Raw genomic sequence first — 19,345 nt, 5'->3', positions numbered from 1 at the left:
CGAACGGGTGCGGCCGTCCGGGTGGGTGTGGGCTTTGTCCGGGCGGGGTGCGCCGACCGGCGGTCTTCGGCCGTGCCTCACCCGCCCGCCTCGCGTCGGGCGCCGCCCAGTTCGCCGTCCCAGCGTCGATACAGGGTGTGTGCGACGCCGAGCGCGTCCAGCGCCTTGCCCGCGACGAAGTCGACCAGGCGCTGGACGTCCTGGGCGCCCGCGTAGAAGGCCGGGGACGCCGGCAGGATCACCGCGCCGGCGTCGTCGAGCCGGACCAGGTGGCGCAGCGTGGTGCCGGTCAGCGGGGTCTCGCGCGGCACCAGCACGAGCGGGCGGCGCTCCTTGAGCGTGACGTCGGCGGCGCGTTGGAGCAGATCCTTGGACAGCCCGATCGCGATGCCCGCGACCGAGGCCGTGCTGGCCGGGACCACGACCATGCCCTTGGCCGGATACGAACCGCTCGCCGGTCCCGCGCCCAGGTCGCCGGCCGACCAGTAGCGGACCCGGTCAAGGGCGGCTTCGTCGAGCTTGGTCCACGCGGCGAGGTCGTCGCGCCAGTGCGCGTCCCGGAAGGCGATGCCGGTCTCGTCGAGCAGGGTCAACCGGGCGGCCCGGCTGACCACGAGGTCCACCTGCTCGCCCGCGTCCAACAGCCCGCGCAGCACCGCCGCGGCGTACGGCGTGCCCGATGCCCCCGATACGCCGACTGTCCACGGGCGTCGTCCCGTACTGTCCCGCTCCTGGTCCATGCCTCCTATTGTGGCTTCGTAGCGGTACTGCCTACCGCAGGGGAGGGGTGTGCATGTCCCGCATATCCGTGTCGGGAGTCCGCGACGCGGCCCTGGTCACCGCAGTGCTGATCGGCGCGGTCTGGGCCGTCCAGCTGATCAATTACACGACCGACGACTCGCTGCTCGGCCACGGCGTGACACCTCGGCGGGCGGACGAACTGCCGGACATCCTCAGCGCGCCCTTCCTGCACTTCGGCACCGGACACATCGTCGCCAACACCTTCCCGCTGATGTTGCTCGGCTTCCTGGCCGCGCTGCGCGGGATCACCCGTTTCCTCGCCGTGTTGCTCACGATCACCGTGATCGGCGGTCTCGGCGTGTGGGTGACCGCGCCGGCCGGAACCAACACGGCGGGCGCGAGCATCCTGGTCTTCGGCCTGTTCGGCTACCTGATCGTGCGCGGGTTCGCCGACCGCCGGGTGCTGGACGTGCTGATCGGCTTCGCCGTATTGGGGCTGTACGGCAGCTCGTTCGCGATGGGGGTCACCCCGCTCGCGGAGGGAGTGTCCTGGCAGGGCCACCTGTTCGGGTTGATCGGCGGCGTGTCGGCGGCACTGGCCTTCCGTCGTCGACGCGATGTGTCACACCTCTCGCCCACGGACCTTCCCATCGGATAACGCGGTGGACATCGCTGCATACGATGCGGGTAGGTCTTCCTCGCAAAATTCTTTGTTCTCGTTCCTCGACCGGGAGTTTTCCTGTGCGTTCGCTCCGGATATCCGCCGCGGCCCTGACCGTACCGTTGGTCCTGCTCGCCGCCGGTTGTGGCGAGTCCTCTTCGGGAGATCCGTTCAAGCCCGCGGCCGCCGGTGGTGGCGACGCGCTCGACCCCAAGGGCCCCTCGAACGAGGCGCTGACCGTGGAGGCGCTGTCCAAGCAGGCCGAGACCGGCTTCAAGGAACTCTCGAACCTGCGCATCGAGGGCACCGGAAAGGTCTACGACCTCCCGCTCGGCGTGGACATCAAGATCGGCACCGGTGAGCAGGCCGAGGGCAAGATCACCCTCGACAACAAGGCCCTGGACCTGATCGCGGTCGACAAGACCACGTACGTCAAGATCGCGCCGGGCACCGTCCAGACCGTTCTGGACCTGGGCAAGCGGGCCGAGGCCGCGTCGGGCGAGCCGGAGTCGGCCGAGGACAGGGCGCTGGGCGAGCAGTTCACCAAGATGTTCGCCGAGGGCGCCAAGCTCGTCGAGGGCAAGTACATCAAGTTGGGCGGCGCGGAGACCGGCAAGCTCGGCCAGGACCTGCTCAAGGGCGGCACGCCGTCGCTGGACGGGCTGTTCGGCTCGGACTCCGACTCGGACGACTCCGCGGACCCGGACGACAAGCGGCCGATGACCAAGGGCCCGACCACGGAGATCAACGGGACCAAGGTGATCCCGCTGATCTCCAAGGACGAGGACGGCACGACCGTGACCATCTACGTCGCGGCCAACGGCAAGCCCTTCCCGATCCGGGTCACCGCCGACGACAAGAGCGACGGCACCAACGAGGTCACCCTCGACCTCAAGTACTCCAAGCTCACCGGCGGCGTCTCCCCCAAGGCCCCGGCGCCCGGCGACACGGTCGACCTCAACGGCCTCCTGAAGTCCTTCGGCGGCGGCATGTTCGGCGAGGACAAGACGGCCTGACCCGAACGGACCCACCGGTCACCCGGCCCCGGCCCGGCCGTCGAGGCCGGGCCCGCGGGGGTGGAAGAACCGCGGTACGCGCAGCGGGAGTTCGGTCGCGTCGGTGCGGACTCGCCCGTTCCGCCTACGGACGCAGTCCCCGTACTCCCAGGTCCAGCAGTGCGCACACGAACAGGGCGATGCCGATGAAGCCGTTCGTGGTGAAGAAGGCGCGATTGAGTTTGGACAGGTCGTCCGGGGCCAGCAGCGAGTGTTCGTAGACGAATGCCGCGGCGACGATCAGCAGGCCCAGCCACCAGAAGAAGCCCGCGCCGGTGAGCGCGCCGAACCAAATGAACAGCAGCGTGGTCACCACGTGGGTGATCTTCGAGGCGTTCAGCGCGGCGGCGATGCCCCACTTGGCCGGCACGCTCTTGACCCCGTGCGCGCGGTCGGCCGCGACGTCCTGGCAGCCGAAGATCAGGTCGAAGCCGCCGATCCAGGTGCCCACCGCCAGGCCCAGCACGACCGCCGGCCACGACCACGAGCCCGTGATCGCCAGCCACGCGCCGATCGGCCCGATCGCCTGCGCGACGCCCAGGATCGCGTGCGGGATGTCGGTGAACCGCTTCCCGTACGGATAGACCACCATCGGGATCACCGCGACCGGCGCGAGCATCAGGCACAGCGGGTTGAGCAGCGCGGCGGCGACCAGGTAGAAGAACAGCGCGACCAGCGCGCCGATCCACGCGGTGCGCACCGACACCGCACCGGTGACCAGTTCGCGCGTCGCGGTGCGCGGGTTGCGGGCGTCGATCTCGCGGTCGATGATCCGGTTGCAGGCCATCGCGAAGGTGCGCAGGCCCACCATCGCCACCGTGACCAGGAACAGCTCCCGGTAGTGCAGGCGTTCGTTGGTCTCGTACATCGCGGTGAAGGCCGCGATGTAGGCGAACGGCAACGCGAACACCGAGTGCTCGATCAGCACCAGGCGCAGGAACGCCTTGACCCGGCCCACCTCCGACGGTGCTCCGGGAGCGGGTAGCGCGGCGGACGTCACAGTCCGTATTCCTTCCATCGGCGGGTCACCTTGGCGGCGGTCTCGGGGTCCGACACGACCATCTCCGGCCAGCCGCCGTCGCGCGTGTAGCCCTCCTCGGGCAGCTTGCGGGTCGCGTCGATGCCCGCCTTGCCGCCCCAGAACTGCTGGTACGACGCGTGATCGAGGTGGTCCACGGGCCCCTCGGTCAGCAGCAGGTCGCGCGCGTAGTCGGTGTTGCCGAACGCCCGCCACGCCACCTCGTGGTAGTCGTGCACGTCGCAGTCGGCGTCCACCACCACGATCAGCTTGGTCAACGACATCATGTGCGCGCCCCAGATCGCGCTCATCACCTTCTGCGCGTGCTTGGGGTACTTCTTGTCGATCGAGACGATCGCGCAGTTGTGGAAGCCGCCCGCCTCGGGCAGGTCGTAGTCCACGATGTCCGGCACGATGATCTTGAGCAGCGGCAGGAAGAACCGCTCGGTCGCCTTGCCCAGCGGCCCGTCCTCGGTGGGCGGTCGGCCGACCACGATCGACTGGAGCAGCGGCTTCTCGCGCATCGTCACGCAGTCGATGGTCAGCGCCGGGAACGGCTCCTGCGGCGTGTAGAAGCCGGTGTGGTCGCCGAACGGGCCCTCGGGCAACATCTCGCCCGGGGTCAACCAGCCTTCGAGCACCACCTCGGCCTCGGCCGGGACCTGGAGCGGCACGCTCACGCAGTCGACCATCTCGATCCGCCGGCCCCCGATGAAGCCGGCGAAGAGGTATTCGTCGATGTCCCCGGGCAGCGGCGCGGTGGACGCGTACGTCACCGCCGGCGGACACCCGAACGCGATCGCCACCGGCAGCCGCTCACCGCGCTTGGCGGCCACCTGGTAGTGGTTGCGGCTGTCCTTGTGGATCTGCCAGTGCATCCCGATCGTGCGCTTGTCGTGCCGCTGGAGCCGGTACAGGCCCAGGTTGCGCACGCCCGTGTCGGGGTCCTTGGTGTGGGTCAGGCCCAGGTTGTAGAACGAGCCGCCGTCCTCGGGCCAGGTGAACAGCGCCGGGATGGTGTCCAGGTCGACGTCGTCGCCCTTGAGCACGACCTGCTGACAGGGCGCGTCCTTGATCTTCTTCGGCGGGATGTGCGCGACCGAACCGAGCTTGCCGAACGCCTCGCGGATCCCGGTGAAGCCCTGCGGCAGTTCCGGCTTGAGCAGGCCGCCGATCTTCTCCGACAACTCGTCGTAGCTGCTCAGCCCGAGCGCCATCAACATGCGCTCGTCGGTGCCGTAGACGTTCATCGCCAGCGGCATCGAACTGCCTTTGACGTTCTCGAACAGCAGCGCCGGGCCCTTGGCCTTGTTCACCCGATCGGTGATCTCGCCGACCTCCAGATGCGGATCGACCTCGGCGCGGACGCGCCGCAGTTCACCGCGCTTCTCCAGTGCCTTCAGGAAAGCGCGCAAGGTCCCGTATGCCATGCGTGCCAGTATCCGACACGGACTCGCCCGAGCCGCACGCGCACCCGGCCGGGCGGGCTACGTTGGACCCTCGTGCCGAGCAGGGAGGGGTACATGCTCACGGTCGCTTCGGAATTGCGTTCGGTGGTCGTTCATGCCGTGGGGGCGGTGTGTGTGCGGAATTGCGAGGTGGAACTGCCGGCGGGCTCCCCGGGTCCGGTGCGGGTGCGGGTGAGCGGATTCCCGTTGACCGCGTACGGCGACTGGCTGCGCGCCCGGGTCGTCACCGGCGGGACGGGTGTGCGGGTCACCGACGTCCGGCCCGTGGTCGACGTCGAGGTGGTCCGGGACGCGGACCTGCCGAGCGTGCTGCTCGATCTGGAGGCGGCCGAGTCCCGGGTGCGGGCCCTGCACGAGCGCGGCGCGCGCCTGGCCGCCGAACTGGAGGAGATCACCGCAACGACGGCGATCATGCCCACCGTGCGCCGTGGCGACCCGCCGCGCACCGCACCGGTGTCCGCGCTCCTGGATCTGGCCGCGTTCGTCGACGAGCGGGCCGAGGCGCTGTACGAGCGGATCGGCGCGTGCGACGACGAACTGCGCGAGGCGGTCCGGGACACCGAGCTGTACCGGGCCCGGCTCAATGCGGCGTCCGGCGCGGTTCGCACCGAGCGGGCCCAGGTGTCCGGCACGGTGGTGATCACCCTGGAGCACACCGGCGACGCGGGCTCGATCGGGCTGGACGTGGAGTACCACGTGCCCGGCGCGCGCTGGGCGCCGATGTACCAGCTGCGCCTGGACGAGGCGATGACCGGCGGCACGCTGGTCATGCGCGCCTGCGTCGCGCAGCGCACCGGCGAGGACTGGACCGGTGTGCGGCTCGGCCTGTCCACCGCGGACCTGGCCCGCGGCACCGACCTGCCCGAACTCAAGTCGTTGCGCCTGGGCCGCCGGCAGAGCGCGCCCGCGCACGCGGGCTGGCGGGAGCCACCGGCCGGGCTGGCCGAGTTGTTCGCGGGTTACGACGCAGGGGTGGCCAAGCGTCCGCTGTCGCCACCGGCATACGCGGGGGGCACCGCCGGGGCCGACGAGCGGCGGGCGGCCTACCCGCCCGTACGGCCCGCCCCCATGCACGACCTGATCGAGGCCGATGAGCCGGCCTTCATGCAGGGGCCGGCCGCGCCGGTGACCGCCGCCGCCCCGCCGATGCAGGTCGCCGGCGGCTTCGGCGCACCACCGCCCGCGCCGCGCCCGGCCGCGGCGATGATGCGCCGGGCCCGAAGCGCCCCGGCCGCCCTGGCCGAACCCGGCGCCGCGATGGAATTCGCCGGCTACGGCGCGCCGGCCGACGAGGACGCCATCACGCCCGGCGCGAAACCCGCGCCGCCGGAGCAGCCCGAGCCGGGCGCCGACCTGCTGGACTACGCGGCGCTGGAGCTGCGCGGCGCGGACGACGCCGAGGCCCGGGGCCGGTTGCGCCCCGCGCCGCACGGCCCGGGCGGCAACGCGCTGGAATACCGCCGGCGCGCCGACGAGGTGACCCGGCTGGCGCTGCCCGAGCACGCGCTCGCGCCGCGGGATGCGGCCGGGTCCTACGACTACCGCTTCGACACCGCGGCGCCGGCCGAGGTGGCCGCGGACGGCGTGTGGCACACCATCCCGGTGTGCGAGATCGAGGTCGGCCTCGACCCGGAGTTCGTCTGCGTACCGGCGCTGGACGACGCGGTGTTCGGCACGGTCGTGCTCGCCAACGCGTCGCCGCACGCACTGCTCGCCGGCCCGGCGGACGTCTCGGTGGCCGGCGAGTTCCTGATGACCGTGCCGCTGCCGACGCTGGCGCCGGGCGCCCGCGAGCGGGTGGGCGTGGGTGTCGTGGAGAGCGTGCAGGTCTCGCGGAACGCGCACATGCGCGAGTCGACGGCGGGGCTGCGCGGCGGTACCGCGGTGCTCGACCACCGGATCGAGATCGAGGCGGTCAACCACCTCGCCCGGCCGATCCGCCTGGACATCCTGGAGCGCGTCCCGGTCACCGACGACAAGGACGTGAGGATCGAGGAGCACGCCGGCGCGCCGCGCTGGGTGGAGGACACCGAACTGCGCGACGGACGACACGTCCCGGGTGCACGCGTGTGGCATGTCGAACTCGCCCCCGGCGAGCGCAGGAACCTGACCGGTGGCTACGAGATCCGGATCCCGGCAGCGAAGGCCGTGGTCGGCGGCAACAGAAGGGTCTGACGGTGACTCAGCCGACGCTGGAACAGAGCACTCCGACCGAACCCGAGCCGGAGCCGCTGCCGATCACGGCGGTGACGTGTCTGGAGGACCGGGCCCAGGTGACCCGGTCCGGCCGGATCGAATTGAGCCGGGGCGTACAGCGGGTGCTGGTCGGCCCGGTGACCCCGCTCGCGGTGGATCGGTCGTTGCGCGCCGAGGTGGTCGCCGCCGACGGCACCGCGACCGCGATCGACGCGCGGGTGGTGCGGGTGTACACGCCCAGGCCCGCCACCGGGCCCGGGCCGGACGCATCCGAGCTGCGCCGGCTCGTGTACGAGCTGGACGAGCGCGGCACCGCGCTGTCCCGGCGCGAGCGGCGCCTGCGCACCGGATTGGCCCTGGTCGATCAGGCCCGGGCCGAGTTGCGCCGCGACATCGCCGAGCAGACCGGCTTCGGCGCGACCGAGCCGGAGCGCTGGGCCGCCGAGTCGGACCGTCTCTGCGCCGAGGCCGAACAGCGCCACACCGAACTGCACGCGCTGGCCGACGAGCAGGCCGCGCTCCGTACCCGGTTGCGCAGCGCACGGATCGCGCTGCAGGCGGCCGAGCAGGAGCCGACCGAGCTGGCCGCCGCCGTCGAGGTGGTGATCGAGGCCGAGCGGACCGGTTCGGCCGAGCTGCGGGTGGTGCACCTGGTGCCGTGCGCGCTGTGGCGGCCGGCCTACCGGGCCGTGCTCGCCCCGGATCGCCGGTCGATCGAGCTCGAATGCGACGCGGTGGTGTGGCAGCGCACCGGCGAGGACTGGTCCGGCGTGGCGCTGTCCCTGTCCACCGCGCGCCCGACCCTGGCGGCGCGTCCGCCGAGCCTGGTCGAGGACCGACTCGCCCTGCGCGAGCGCACCCAGGTGGAGAAGAAGCAGGTCGAGGTGGATCTGCGCGAGGAGGACATCGCCACGGTCGGCCGGGTCGCGGGCGGCTCCGCCGAGCTGCCCGGCGTGGACGACGGCGGCGAGGTCCGGGTGCTGGCCGCGCCGACCCCGGTCGAGGTGCCCTCCGACGGCCGGCCGCATCGGGTCCGGTTGACCACGTTCACCGCGAAGTGCGAACCGGAGGCGGCCTGTTCACCCGAGCTGTCGCAGTACGTGAGCCAGGTCGTGCGGTTCGCCAACGACGCCGGACACGCGCTGCTCGCGGGCCCGGTGGAACTGGTCCGCGGCAGCGGGTACGTCGGGCGCGGGCAGCTCGACTTCGCCGCGCCGGGCGAGGAGGTGCGGTTGCCGTTCGGCAGCGAGGACGACTTCCGGGTGGTGCGCGAGGTGACCGAGTCGCGCAGCACGGCCTCGCTCACCGGGCGCACGGTGGTCACCCGCACGGTGACCGTCTTCCTCTCGCACGTCGCCGCGCCGGGTGCCGAGCCGCCCGGGACGGTGGTGCTGCGCGAGCGGGTGCCGGTGTCCGAGGTGTCGGCGGTCGAGGTCAAGGTCCGCCGCGACCTGTCCGAACCGGCGCCGGACGCGGTCGACGACCAGGGAATCGTGCGGTACGACCTGCGCTTGGCCGCGGGTGAACGGCGGCGGATCACGCTGGTGTACGAACTGCACGCATCGGGCAAGGTCACCGGACTGTGAGCGATCCGGTGTTCATGGAGGCGACCGTTTACGCTGGATGGGAGACGCATCCGAGTATCGAGCGCCGAATAACCGTCTGGGAGACCGCCACATGATCAGGGCCCTGCTGTTCCTGCTGCCCCTGGCCGTCGGGATCTACGCGTTCATCGACTGCCTGACCACCGATGAGCAGAAGGTCCGCAGCCTGCCCAAGATCGCCTGGGTCTTCATCATCCTGCTCTTCTTCCCCGTCTTCCTCGGCCCGATCGGCTGGTTCGTCGCCGGGCGTCCCCAGCGCGAGTACGCCCCCGGCGGGGCCGGCGGCTTCGGCTTCGGCGGGCGTTCCCAGGGCCGGCAGATGGCCCCGGACGACGACCCCGAGTTCCTCGCCTCGCTGAACAAGGACAACCGCCGGCCGAGCGAACCGAGCGCCGCCGAGGACCAGGCGGAGATGCTCAAGCGCTGGGAAGAGGACCTCAAGCACCGCGAGGACGACCTGCGCAGCCCCGACCGGGACAACCCGGACGGACGGGCACAGGACAAGGACGCGAAGGACAAGGACTGAACCGGGTTCTCCGGCCGGGCCTCGGCCGCGCAGCCGGCCGGGTCGCATCCGCGACCCGGCCGGCTTTCGTTGGTGCGGACCGGTGTGTTCGGCGGACCGTTTCCCTCGCTTGGTACCGGCCTTCGTCTGCTCGGCGTCCGGTCGTCGGGCGTCGGCCGCTCAGGTCGTCGCCGCCACCTCCGCCGCTGCGTCGGCGAGCAGCCGGCCGGTCTTGTCCAGCGTCCGTCCGTCGGTCCGCGGTGCGAAGCCGCGCAGGCTCAGGATCAACACCAGGTCGCCGTCGCGATCGTGCACGGGAGCGCTGATCGCGCCCACCCGATAGTCCCGGTCCGGTTCCAGCTCGTCGATCTGGCCGCCGTCGGACCCGCCGATCTCGGCCGCGATCTCCTCCAGGAGCGTGCGCAGTCGAGCCGCCGACGCACCCGCGCCCAGGGTGTCCAGCCCCTCCAGGTGCTCGTCCAACTCGCCGAGCGTCTCGCCCAGGCGCGTCTCCACGTCGGTGACGAGCTCGATCGCGAAGCCCCGGCGCCGCGCGTGCTCGATCGCGCGCGCCATCCGGCCGCGGGCGGCAGGGTCGTGCGCCTCGTCGAGCCAGCGGCGCACCGTCTGCTCGTCCGCCCAGGGCACGTAGCCGATGCCCAGCGGCGGGGTGATCGGTGCCTGTGCGCCGACCCGTAGCCGGTGCAGCTCGGGCCCCGGCGCGCGGACCACCTCGGCGATCGCCACGTGATGCTCGCCGGGTGTCATCGCGAAGCAGGACAGCCCGGTGTCGTCGCGCAGCCGGGCCATGATCGGGCGCGCGACGTCGAGCACGCCGAGACCGCGAGCGGCCGCTCGGCCGACCGCCACCAGCGCCGGTCCGAGCCGGTAGGTGCGCCGGGTGGGGTGGCGGATCAACCAGCCCAGCGAGGTCAGGCTCGCCAGCATCGGATGGCACGTGGCGGGCGTCACCGCGAGGTGCCGGGCGATCTCGGACAGGGTCAGCCCCTCGGCCGGCCGTTCGGCGATCGCATCGATCAGGGAGACGAGTCGGTCGGTCTGCGGTGACGGTCGTGGGGCCATGGTCGGCACCCTACTGGATCTTTTCGCATAGTGCGCATATTGACTCGCACAATGCGCAGCCGTACGGTCTGCCCACGTTACCGGGGAGGCTCATATGTACGACCTCAAGATCATCAACGCCACGATCGTGGACGGCACCGGCGCGGATCGTTTCGTCGGCGACATCGCCGTCCGGGACGGCCTGATCGTCGCGGTGCGCCGGCACGACGGCCCGGACCCGGAGTTGCCGGGCGACGCGGCCGAGACGATCGACGCGAGCGGTCGCCTGGTCACACCGGGCTTCGTGGACATCCACACCCACTACGACGGCCAGGCCACCTGGGACGAGGTGCTCGACCCGTCCACGTCGCACGGCGTGACCACGGTGGTCTCCGGGAACTGCGGGGTCGGCTTCGCGCCGGTCCGGCCCGGCCGCGAGGACTGGCTGATCCGGTTGATGGAGGGCGTCGAGGACATCCCCGGAACGGCCCTGGCCGAGGGCATGACCTGGGGTTGGGAGACCTTCCCGGAGTACCTGGACGTGCTGGAGCGCCGCACCTTCGCCGCCGACATCGGCGTCCAGGTCGCACACGGCGCGGTCCGGGCCTACGCGATGGGCGACCGCGGCGCGCGCAACGAACCCGCCACGGCCGAGGACATCGAGGCGATGGCGGTGATCGTCAAGGAGGCGATCGAGGCCGGCGCGCTGGGCTTCTCCACGTCGCGCACCGTCGCACACAAGGCGATGGGCGGCGAGCCGGTGCCCGGCACGTTCGCCACGGAGGACGAACTCTTCGGTCTGGGCCGGGCGATGGCCGCGGGCGGGCGGGCCGTGTTCGAACTGGCCCCGACCGGCTCGTCCGGCGAGGACATCGTCAAGCCCGCCTCCGAGGTGGCCTGGATGCGCCGACTGGCCGCCGAGATCGGCATGCCGGTGTCGTTCGCGCTGCTCCAGGTGAACGCGGCGCCGCAGTTGTGGCGCGAGCTGATGGCCGAGTCGCAGGCGGCGAACGAGGCGGGCGCGCGGCTGCATCCGCAGATCGCGGGGCGTCCGTTCGGCATGCTGACCGGCTTCGGCACCCGCAACGCGTTCAGCAAACGACCGACGTTCCGGGCGATCGACGACCGGCGTGTGGCGGGCGAGTTGGACGACGCGGCGTTCGCCGCCGAATTGGCCCGGCCCGAGGTCAAGGCGGCGATCCTGGCCGAGGCGGACCTGCCCAGCGACCCGAACATCCCGGGTGACTCGGTCAACCTGGCGATGCAGTTCATGCTGGACCGGATGTACCCGATGGACGCGGTCCCGGACTACGAGCCGCTGCCGGACCGCACGGTGACCGCCATCGCCCGGGCGCGCGGCGAGGAGCCGCTGTCGACGCTCTACGACCTGCAACTGGCGGACGACGCGCGGACCACGCTGATGGTGCCGATGTTCAACTACTCGGACGGCGACCACGAGGCGATCCGGGAGATGCTCACCCACCCGGCGAGCGTGTTCGGCCTGGCCGACGGCGGCGCGCACTGCTCGATGATCTGCGACGCGTCGCAGCCGACGTTCCTGCTCACCCACTGGGCCCGGGACCGCACCCGCGGCGAGCGCCTGCCGCTGGAGTTCCTGGTGCGCAAGCAGACGATGGACACCGCCGCGCTCTACGGCCTGTCCGACCGCGGCGTCGTGGCCGAGGGCAAGCGCGCCGACCTCAACGTGATCGACCTGGACGCCCTCACGCTGCACCGTCCGCGCATGGTCCACGACCTCCCGGCCGGCGGCGGCCGCATGCTCCAGGCGGCAACGGGCTACGTGGCCACGATCGTGGCGGGCGAGGTCACCCGACGGAACGGGGTCGACACGGGCGCACGGCCGGGGCGGTTGGTGCGGGGGGCGCGCTGAGGGTCGCCGAGTCGGGGCCTCTCGACCCGGGCGGGTCGAGGGGCCCGGCACCTTGTGGTGGGCCCTCGACCCGCCCGACCACGTCTTCCGGCCGCAGGGTGAAGCCCCACCACACCGCACGAACCGGGTGACGCGGCCGGATCGGCTCAGGGACCCGGCGATCGTCCCGGAGAGGTCCGAAAACCGTGCCGATTCGCGCCGGCAGGGGGTGTGCGGCGAATCGCCGCATAGGATCTCGGCGGGGGCGTGTCGACTCTGGGGGGTTGGTCATCGATGTCGCATGTCGTGTTGACGACGGGCGCGAACGCGCCGCTCGGCGACGACGTCGTCGAGATCGTCGTGTCGTGGGAGGGTCACGCGGGCGTCGATGTCTCGGCGTTGCTCCTCACCGCCGATCATCTGGTGCGCGGTGACGCGGACTTCGTCTTCTGGAACAACCCCGCGACCCCCGACGGTGCGGTTCGACTCGCCGACGGTGGGCGGATGACCGTGGTCACCAGCGCGGTCGCCGCCGACGTGGCGAGCCTGGTCGTGGTGGTCGCGGCCGACGGCCGGACGGGCGCGGACACCCTCGCGGACGTCCGCGGGCTCCAGGCCGTCGTGGGGGAAATGCTCTACCGGCCCGACGACTTGACGCGGGGCCAGACCGCCGCCGTGCTGGTCGAGGTGTACCGGCGCGCGGACGCGTGGAAGGTGCGTGCGGTCGGTCAGGGCTACGCGAGCGGTCTCGCGGGCATCGCCACGGACTTCGGGATCGAGGTCGCCGAAGAGCCCGAGGACGCACCGACGGCACCGGAACCCGCGGTGGGCTTCGCGATCCCCGACGGGACGGCAGCACCCTCGGACTCCACCGCCCCCGCCGCACAACCGGCGCCCGTCGCCTTCGCTCCGCCCGCCGCACCGGCACAGCAGCAGGCGCCGGGACCCCGGTTCGCCGCACCCCCGGCGGCCGCCGCTCCGGAGCACACCACCGGCTTCGCGGCACCCGCGCCCGCACCGGCTCCCGTCGGGTTCACCCCGCCGCCGGCCATCGCACCGCCCACGGCCCCGCCGCCCGCCCCGAAACCCGCCTCCCCGGTCTCGCGGGCACTGGCTCGGCTCCGCCGCCGCCCGGATGTCCCCACGCCGCCGGCCCCCGCGCAGCCGGCCCCCGCACCGACCACCACGTACGCACCCACCACGTCGTATCCGGCGGCAACTCCGTACGCCCCCGCCCCGGATGTCGCCACTGTCGGCACGCCGTCGCACATGACCAAGTCGCCGCTCGGTGCGATCCGACTGACCAAGAGCCAGAGCGTGGCACTGCCGTGGGACGGCGACCCCGGCATGGTGATCACGGCGACGCTCGAATGGGACGGGGGCACCGCGTACGACGCCTTCGGCGAGGCGGACCTCGACCTGTACGCGCTGTTCGTGCCGCGCGACGAGGCGGTTCCGCCGAGCGACAAGCGAATACCGACCAGGGGCGCGGTCTACTACCGCAACTTCGGCTCGACGACCGCCGAGCCGTACGTCCACCTGGACGGCGACGCCCGCAGCCCGGGCCGCGAGGTCGTCCGGATCACCCGCCCCGACCTCCAGGGCCACGTGCTGATCTGCGCGTACAGCGCGCTCGGCAACGGCAGCGGCAGCTTCAAGTCCTACGGCGCCAAGGCCGTCGTCGACGACGGCCGGGGCTCGATCGTGACGGTCCCGCTCCTCGACGACAACGACAGCGGCTACTGGGTCGCGATCACGCTGATCGACTTCACCCGGCCGGAGGGCCCGACGGTCCGGCACGTCGAGCGATACTCCGAGTCGGGCGAGGAACGCCCGATGCTCTACGCCGACGGGCGCTTCGCGATGGGCATGGGCCCCATGGAGTTCAAGGACGGCACTCCCACCGAAGAGTGGGAATGGGAATTGCTCATGGACCCGGACGTCCACCATGACATCCGCGAGGGCCACAAGCTCTACCCCTGACCGGGCCGGCCGCCGGGTGGGGGCGACCCGTGAACTCGTGGTGGAGCACGCCGTTGCGAACAACGAAACGGGTCTGCCCCGTCGCCCCCTCACGAGGGCGACGGGGCAGACCCGTGCGAACCGACCGCGGCTCAGACACCCGCGTACGAGTGGAGCCCGTTCACGAAGATGTTGACGCCGTAGTAGTTGAACAGGAAGCACGAGAAGGCGACCAGGGAGACCGCTGCGGCCTTGGTGCCCTTCCAGCCGGCGGTGGCGCGGGCGTGCAGGTAGGCCGCGTAGGCGACCCACGTGATGAAGGACCAGACCTCCTTGGGGTCCCAGCCCCAGTAGCGCCCCCACGCGTTCTCGGCCCAGATCGCGCCGCACACGATGGCGAAGGTCCACAGCGGGAAGATGATCGCGTTGACCCGGTAGGCGGTCTTGTCCAGCGACGCCGAGCTGGGCAACCGGGCCAGCTTGTCGTCGAAGCGGCCCGGCTTGGTCCTGGTCGGGTCGGCCTGCCGACGCTCGTAGCCCTGGCGGAACAGGAACAGGATCGAGGCGAGCGCGCCGATGTGGAACGCGCCGAAGGAGACGATCGCGGACGCGACGTGGATCCACAACCAGTACGAGTCGAGCGCCGGGACCAGTTGCTCGGAGTCGGTGTACAGCACCGTGACCGCGACGCCGAGCGTGGTGAGCACCGGCAGCGTGACGAACAGGCCCAGCCAGCGCACCGGGTACTTCCACAGCAGCGCCAGGAAGGCCAGGACGACCATCAGCGCCACGGAGGTGGAGAACTCGTACATGTTGCCCCACGGCGCCCGCTCCACCGAGATGCCGCGGGTGAGCACGGAACCGGCGTGGAGCAGGAAGGCCAGCACGGTCAGCGAGACCGCGATCCGGCCGATCCGGTCGGCGCGTTCGTTGCCGCCCGCCACGTCGCCCCGGTCGTCCGCGCTGTCGCCGTCGTGCCCGCCCTCGCGCAGCACCACCACCGGCCGCTCGGCCAGGGCGACCCCGCCGGCCGCACCCGCGGCCGCCGGTTCCAGGACCTCGACCGACAGGTCGGCCGAGCGTTTGGCCACGGCACCACTGCTGCCGAAGGTCCATTCCATGCAGTAGGCGAAGAACGCCATCAGGTAGACGGCGATCGCCGAATACATCAGCACATTGCTGAATTGGGCGAGGTTCTCGTTGACGCCCACGCTCACTCCTTGACCTTGGTGCCGGATGAGTTCGCCGGCGCGGCCTCGCGCAACGCGTCCACGAACTCCTGTACCTCATCGCCGAGGCCCCCGCCCTCGGTGCGGGCGAGCCCGCCGACCTCGACGACCGTGTGACCGTCGGGTCCCTCCATCGCGCGCACCCACATGCGGCGGCGGCGAACGAACAGTGACAGCACGAGGCCGACGATGGCGGCCACCACGCTGAAGAGCGCGAGCCCCTTGCCGGGCTCGCTGGCGACCTGGAAGTTGGCCCAGGTCTTGACGCCGTCGAAGGTGATGCTGCCGGCGCCGTTGGGCAGGTCCACGGTGTCGCCGACCTTGAGGGCCTTGCGCCACACGTCGGAGCCGTCCATGAACTTGGACATCTTGTCGGCCTTGAGCGCGTAGATGTTCTGCGGGATGCCCGAGTCCATGCCCAGGTCGCCCTCGTAGCCGCTGATCATCAGCCGCGGGTTGAGCAGCGAGGGGAACACCGAGATCGGACCGCGCCTGGGATCCACCAGCAGATTGCCCTGCTGGTCCATCGGCGCGCTCGGCAGGAACTGCGCGTCGAAGCCCAACTGCTTGAGCCCGGCGCTGACGTCGGGAACCTTGATCACGCCGGTCGAGGTCCGGTTGCCGTCCTGGGGCAGGAAGATGGTCGGGCCCTTGTAGGCGATCTTGCCCTTGGCGTCGCGTACGGTCACCTCCGGCGCGTAGCCGGTGGCGATCATGAACACCTTGGTGTCGCCCACCTCCAGCGGGTGGTTGACCTTGATCGTCCCCGACTTGTCCTTGCCGTCGTGCCCGTACCAGGACTCGATGTGCGCGGTGAACGACCTCGGCTCGCCGCGCTTGGCGCCGGTCGGCTGGAAGGTCTGCTCGACCGATTTCAGCCGGAATCCGAACGGTTCCAGGTTGTCCGCGTCCACGAGCGCGCCGAACTGACGGTCGTCGTACTGGGTGAGCACGTTCGCGAAGCTGCCGCCCTCGACCACGATCTTGCCGCCCTTGACGCTGTACAGACTGCCCAGCGCGAAGGCCACCAGGATGCCGAACAGGGCTATGTGGAACAGCAGGTTGCCGGTCTCCCGGGCGTAGCCCTTCTCCGCCGCGATCGAGTCGGTGGTCGGGTTCAGCCGGAAGCGGCGCTTCCCGAGTGCGCCGCGCGCGGCTTCCAGCACCGCGTCCGGGTCCGCCGAGGTCTCCCAGCGCGCGTACGCGGGCAGCCGGGTGAAGTTGCGCGGCGCCTCCGGCGGCTTGGCTCGGAGCGTCTTGGCGTGTGCCCAGCAGCGCGGCACGATGCAGCCCGCGAGCGAGACGAACAGCAGGATGTAGATGGAGGCGAACCACCACGACGAGAACACGTCGAAGAGCTGGAACTTGTCCATGATCTTCGCGCGGTCGGGGTGGTCGCGGAAGTATTGGCTGACCTTGATCGGGCTGACCGGACGCTGCGGGATCAGCGTCGGCGGCGTGGCCGCGACCGACAGCAGGAACAGCAGGATCAGCGCGACCCGCATCGAGGTCAGTTGCCGCCAGAGCCAGCGCGACCAGCCGAGCACGCCCAGTTGCGGTTGGCGGATCTCCTCGTCGCCGTCGTCCTGCGCGGGAGCGGTGGACATCCCGGCATCGGCCCTGGCCTCGGACTTCGCGATCCGGCCGAGGTCGTCGTCCCGTGCGAGATCGTCGTCCCGTTCGAGGTCTTCGTCGCTTCGGGTCTCGAGACTCATCAGAATCCGATCGTGTATTGCCGGGTCCAGGACTGCATCTCGCGCATCAACTGGTCCCACGCCCCGCTGAGCATGAGCACCCCGAGCAGCACGAGCATGCCGCCGCCCAGGCGCATCACCCAGACGTAGTGCTTCTTGACCCACCCGAAAGCGCCCAGCGCCTTGCGAAACGCGACCGCGGTGAGCAGGAACGGAACGCCCAGCCCGACGCAGTAGGCGACCGTGAGCAGCGCCCCCCGGTTGGCGCTGGCCTCGCTGGTGGACAGGGTCAGTACGGCCGACAGGGTCGGGCCGATGCACGGCGTCCAGCCCAGGCCGAACACCATGCCCAGGAGCGGCGCCCCGACCAGCCCGATGGCCGGCCGCTTGTGCACCCGGAACTCGCGCTGCAGACCGGGCAGGACGCCCATGAAGGACAGCCCGAGCACGATGGTGATCGCGCCGAAGACCCGGGTGATCGTCGACTGGTGTTCGGCCAGGGTCTGGCCGAAGTAGCCGAACGCGGCGCCGGTGGACACGAAGACCACCGTGAAGCCGAGCACGAACAGCAGCGCGCCGAGGAAGAGCCGACCGCGCCGGGCGTCCTTGAGATCCGCGCCGGAGATGCCGGTGACGTAGCTGAGGTAGCCGGGTACCAGCGGCAGCACACACGGGGAGAAGAACGAGATCAGCCCGGCGAGCAGGGCGATCGGCAGGGCCGCGACGAGCGACCCGCTGTAGACCGTGTTGTTGATGCCTGCGGCTGCGACCAGCACCTCGATCAGGCCTTCTCGTTCGGCACGGGCTCGTTCAACACGGGGTCGATCATCGAGCGCAGTTCCTCGATGGTGACCGCACGCAGCACCCGGGCCGCGATCCGACCCTCGCGGTCGATGATCAGCGTGCTGGGGATGGCGTTCGGGTTCAGGCTGCCGGTGAACTTGAGGATCTCGCGCGCGTCCGGGTCCCACAGGCTCGGGTAGGTGATGCCCTTGCTGTTGGTGAACGCGAGCGCGTTGTCCTGGGTGGCGTCGCGGGTGTTGATGCCCAGGAACTGCACACCCTTGTCCGCGGTCTCGGTGTGTGCCTGCTGGAAGTCGGCGGCCTCGGCCCGACACGGCGGGCACCACGAGCCCCAGACGTTGAGGACCACGACCTTGCCCTTGAAGTCGGCGAGGCTGATGTCCTTGCCCTCCAGCGTCTTGCCGGAGACCTTCGGCGCGGTGGTCCGGTCGCCCGTCTTGGCGCGCACGATGCCGCTCTTGTCGCTGTCGACGTAGCCCTTGCCGTCGCCGTTGCTCTTGCCGCCGGCGCTCATCCCACCGCAGCCGGAGAGTACGAGCAGAGCCGCGGCAGTGAGCAGCGCGGCACGACGAGGCAGGCGGCGTGTGAGCATGTGAAAAGTTTCGCATGCCTCCACGACCGCTCCACGCGGGGTCCGTCGTGCCGCCGACACTGCTTCAGCTCATCCCGATTCATCCCAAATAAATGGGGCATGATGCCCCGAATTCTCAGCTTTGCGCTCTGCCCCGAAACGCAAGCCGTGTCCGGTCCCGAGGCGCCGGCCGGGCGTCACACGCCGACGTGGTCGCCCCGGGTCACGCCCCGAAGCTCTTGCCCTGCGCCTTGCCCGCGAGCTTCGCCGGCAGCAGGTCGCGAGCCGGTTCGCTGTAGCCGACGGAGACGATCTTGTCCCCCTCGTAGGTGAACGTGGTGAGCGACGCGAGCGAGCACTGCCGGTTGCGCGGGTCGTGCCACAGCCGCCGCCGCTCGACGAAGGAGCGGGTCACCCAGATCGGCAGCTGGTGGCTCACGCACACCGCCTCGTGCCCGCGCGCGGCGTCCCGGGCGGCGCCCAGCGCGCCCATCATCCGCACCACCTGCTCGATGTACGGCTCGCCCCACGAGGGCTTGAACGGGTTGGTGAGGTGCTTCCAGTGCGTCGGGTTCTTCAACGAACCGTCGCCGACGCCGAAGGTCTTGCCCTGGAAGATGTTCTCCGCCTCGATCAGCCGATCGTCGGTGGCGATCTCCAGCCCGTGCCGGTCCGCGATCGGGGCGGCGGTCTCCTGGGCGCGCTCCAGCGGCGAGGACACCACATGCGTGATGTCCCGCCCGGCGAGGTGGTCGGCGACCCGCTCGGCCATCTTCAGGCCCAGGTCCGACAGGTGGTAATCGGGCAGGCGGCCGTACAGGATGCCGTGCGGATTGTGCACCTCGCCGTGGCGCATCAGGTGCACGATCGTCACATCGCGATTGGTCTGCGGCTTCTGAGCCAT

General features: G+C 71.0%; 16 protein-coding genes. 7 read left to right on the top strand and 9 right to left on the bottom strand.

The window, feature by feature from the left end; genetic code table 11:
* Window positions 1-77: 77 nt before the first annotated feature.
* Window positions 78-740, bottom strand: coding sequence for a UbiX family flavin prenyltransferase (locus ACFZBU_RS29280; RefSeq protein WP_391586677.1), 663 nt, complete (start codon window positions 738-740; stop codon window positions 78-80).
* A 53-nt stretch (window positions 741-793) separates the two neighbouring features.
* Between ACFZBU_RS29280 and ACFZBU_RS29275 the strand changes: the two genes are divergently transcribed.
* Both ACFZBU_RS29275 and ACFZBU_RS29270 read left to right on the top strand, forming a co-directional pair.
* The gene (locus ACFZBU_RS29275) at window positions 794-1,399 is read left to right on the top strand and encodes a rhomboid family intramembrane serine protease (RefSeq protein ID WP_391586676.1); all 606 of its coding nucleotides are present in this window, start codon (window positions 794-796) and stop codon (window positions 1,397-1,399) included.
* An 83-nt stretch (window positions 1,400-1,482) separates the two neighbouring features.
* The gene (locus tag ACFZBU_RS29270; protein ID WP_391586675.1) at window positions 1,483-2,418 is read left to right on the top strand and encodes a hypothetical protein; all 936 of its coding nucleotides are present in this window, start codon (window positions 1,483-1,485) and stop codon (window positions 2,416-2,418) included.
* A gap of 124 nt (window positions 2,419-2,542) precedes the next feature.
* Here ACFZBU_RS29270 and mqnP read toward each other — a convergent pair whose 3' ends face one another.
* Complete coding sequence (gene mqnP / locus ACFZBU_RS29265) at window positions 2,543-3,475, bottom strand: menaquinone biosynthesis prenyltransferase MqnP (protein WP_391586674.1); 933 nt, start codon at window positions 3,473-3,475, stop codon at window positions 2,543-2,545.
* A complete protein-coding gene (locus ACFZBU_RS29260; protein WP_391586673.1) occupies window positions 3,454-4,905 on the bottom strand; it encodes a menaquinone biosynthesis decarboxylase in 1,452 nt (483 codons plus the stop codon). Before ACFZBU_RS29260 ends, mqnP begins: the two co-directional genes overlap by 22 nt.
* Before the next feature lie 93 nt (window positions 4,906-4,998).
* Here ACFZBU_RS29260 and ACFZBU_RS29255 point away from each other — a divergent pair, with 93 nt between their 5' ends.
* From ACFZBU_RS29255 to ACFZBU_RS29245, 3 genes are all read left to right on the top strand, one after another.
* Entirely contained in the window at window positions 4,999-7,119 is a 2,121-nt protein-coding gene (locus ACFZBU_RS29255; protein WP_391586672.1) for a DUF4139 domain-containing protein, read from the top strand.
* Between the two features lie 2 nt (window positions 7,120-7,121).
* The gene (locus tag ACFZBU_RS29250; RefSeq protein WP_391586671.1) at window positions 7,122-8,726 is read left to right on the top strand and encodes a mucoidy inhibitor MuiA family protein; all 1,605 of its coding nucleotides are present in this window, start codon (window positions 7,122-7,124) and stop codon (window positions 8,724-8,726) included.
* A gap of 91 nt (window positions 8,727-8,817) precedes the next feature.
* Entirely contained in the window at window positions 8,818-9,270 is a 453-nt protein-coding gene (locus ACFZBU_RS29245) for a PLD nuclease N-terminal domain-containing protein (RefSeq protein WP_391586670.1), read from the top strand.
* A gap of 159 nt (window positions 9,271-9,429) precedes the next feature.
* Here the strand turns inward: ACFZBU_RS29245 and ACFZBU_RS29240 are convergent, their stop codons facing one another.
* Window positions 9,430-10,332 (bottom strand): IclR family transcriptional regulator, encoded by a 903-nt coding sequence (locus tag ACFZBU_RS29240; protein ID WP_391586669.1) that lies wholly within the window; start codon window positions 10,330-10,332, stop codon window positions 9,430-9,432.
* Window positions 10,333-10,426: 94 nt separating this feature from the next.
* Here ACFZBU_RS29240 and ACFZBU_RS29235 point away from each other — a divergent pair, with 94 nt between their 5' ends.
* On the top strand, window positions 10,427-12,202 hold the full coding sequence (locus tag ACFZBU_RS29235; RefSeq protein ID WP_391586668.1) for an amidohydrolase family protein: 1,776 nt from the start codon (window positions 10,427-10,429) through the stop codon (window positions 12,200-12,202).
* A gap of 273 nt (window positions 12,203-12,475) precedes the next feature.
* Window positions 12,476-14,164, top strand: a complete 1,689-nt coding sequence (locus tag ACFZBU_RS29230; RefSeq protein ID WP_391586667.1) for a TerD family protein — start codon at window positions 12,476-12,478, stop codon at window positions 14,162-14,164.
* A gap of 131 nt (window positions 14,165-14,295) precedes the next feature.
* Here ACFZBU_RS29230 and ccsB read toward each other — a convergent pair whose 3' ends face one another.
* The 5 genes from ccsB to ACFZBU_RS29205 all read right to left on the bottom strand — a co-directional run bounded on the left by ccsB (window position 14,296) and on the right by ACFZBU_RS29205 (window position 19,345).
* Window positions 14,296-15,312 carry a c-type cytochrome biogenesis protein CcsB gene (gene ccsB / locus ACFZBU_RS29225; RefSeq protein ID WP_391586870.1) on the bottom strand — a complete coding sequence of 339 codons (1,017 nt, stop codon included), beginning with the start codon at window positions 15,310-15,312 and terminating at the stop codon, window positions 14,296-14,298.
* A gap of 44 nt (window positions 15,313-15,356) precedes the next feature.
* Window positions 15,357-17,087, bottom strand: coding sequence for a cytochrome c biogenesis protein ResB (locus ACFZBU_RS29220; RefSeq protein WP_391586666.1), 1,731 nt, complete (start codon window positions 17,085-17,087; stop codon window positions 15,357-15,359).
* Window positions 17,087-17,842, bottom strand: coding sequence for a cytochrome c biogenesis CcdA family protein (locus tag ACFZBU_RS29215; protein WP_391586665.1), 756 nt, complete (start codon window positions 17,840-17,842; stop codon window positions 17,087-17,089). The genes ACFZBU_RS29220 and ACFZBU_RS29215 overlap by 1 nt, the downstream gene beginning before the upstream one ends.
* A gap of 5 nt (window positions 17,843-17,847) precedes the next feature.
* Window positions 17,848-18,462 (bottom strand): TlpA family protein disulfide reductase, encoded by a 615-nt coding sequence (locus ACFZBU_RS29210; protein ID WP_391586664.1) that lies wholly within the window; start codon window positions 18,460-18,462, stop codon window positions 17,848-17,850.
* 202 nt (window positions 18,463-18,664) lie between these two features.
* Window positions 18,665-19,345: a histidine phosphatase family protein gene (locus tag ACFZBU_RS29205; RefSeq protein WP_391586663.1), complete on the bottom strand. Its 681-nt coding sequence runs from the start codon at window positions 19,343-19,345 to the stop codon at window positions 18,665-18,667.

The organism is Embleya sp. NPDC008237 (assembly GCF_042956465.1).
GTDB lineage: Bacteria > Actinomycetota > Actinomycetes > Streptomycetales > Streptomycetaceae > Embleya.
This window is presented reverse-complemented; position numbering and strand designations above follow the sequence as displayed.

Excerpts from the sequence above, each read along its gene's own strand:
- ACFZBU_RS29240 (WP_391586669.1), bottom strand. The coding sequence starts at position 10,332 with ATGGCCCCACGACCGTCACCGCAGACCGACCGACTCGTCTCCCTGATC.
- ACFZBU_RS29245 (WP_391586670.1), top strand. The coding sequence starts at position 8,818 with ATGATCAGGGCCCTGCTGTTCCTGCTGCCCCTGGCCGTCGGGATCTAC.
- ACFZBU_RS29220 (WP_391586666.1), bottom strand. The coding sequence starts at position 17,087 with ATGAGTCTCGAGACCCGAAGCGACGAAGACCTCGAACGGGACGACGAT.
- ACFZBU_RS29280 (WP_391586677.1), bottom strand. The coding sequence starts at position 740 with ATGGACCAGGAGCGGGACAGTACGGGACGACGCCCGTGGACAGTCGGC.
- ACFZBU_RS29205 (WP_391586663.1), bottom strand. The coding sequence starts at position 19,345 with ATGGCTCAGAAGCCGCAGACCAATCGCGATGTGACGATCGTGCACCTG.
- ACFZBU_RS29210 (WP_391586664.1), bottom strand. The coding sequence starts at position 18,462 with ATGCTCACACGCCGCCTGCCTCGTCGTGCCGCGCTGCTCACTGCCGCG.
- ACFZBU_RS29230 (WP_391586667.1), top strand. The coding sequence starts at position 12,476 with ATGTCGCATGTCGTGTTGACGACGGGCGCGAACGCGCCGCTCGGCGAC.
- ACFZBU_RS29235 (WP_391586668.1), top strand. The coding sequence starts at position 10,427 with ATGTACGACCTCAAGATCATCAACGCCACGATCGTGGACGGCACCGGC.
- ACFZBU_RS29275 (WP_391586676.1), top strand. The coding sequence starts at position 794 with ATGTCCCGCATATCCGTGTCGGGAGTCCGCGACGCGGCCCTGGTCACC.
- ACFZBU_RS29260 (WP_391586673.1), bottom strand. The coding sequence starts at position 4,905 with ATGGCATACGGGACCTTGCGCGCTTTCCTGAAGGCACTGGAGAAGCGC.
- ccsB (WP_391586870.1), bottom strand. The coding sequence starts at position 15,312 with ATGTATTCGGCGATCGCCGTCTACCTGATGGCGTTCTTCGCCTACTGC.
- mqnP (WP_391586674.1), bottom strand. The coding sequence starts at position 3,475 with ATGGAAGGAATACGGACTGTGACGTCCGCCGCGCTACCCGCTCCCGGA.
- ACFZBU_RS29255 (WP_391586672.1), top strand. The coding sequence starts at position 4,999 with ATGCTCACGGTCGCTTCGGAATTGCGTTCGGTGGTCGTTCATGCCGTG.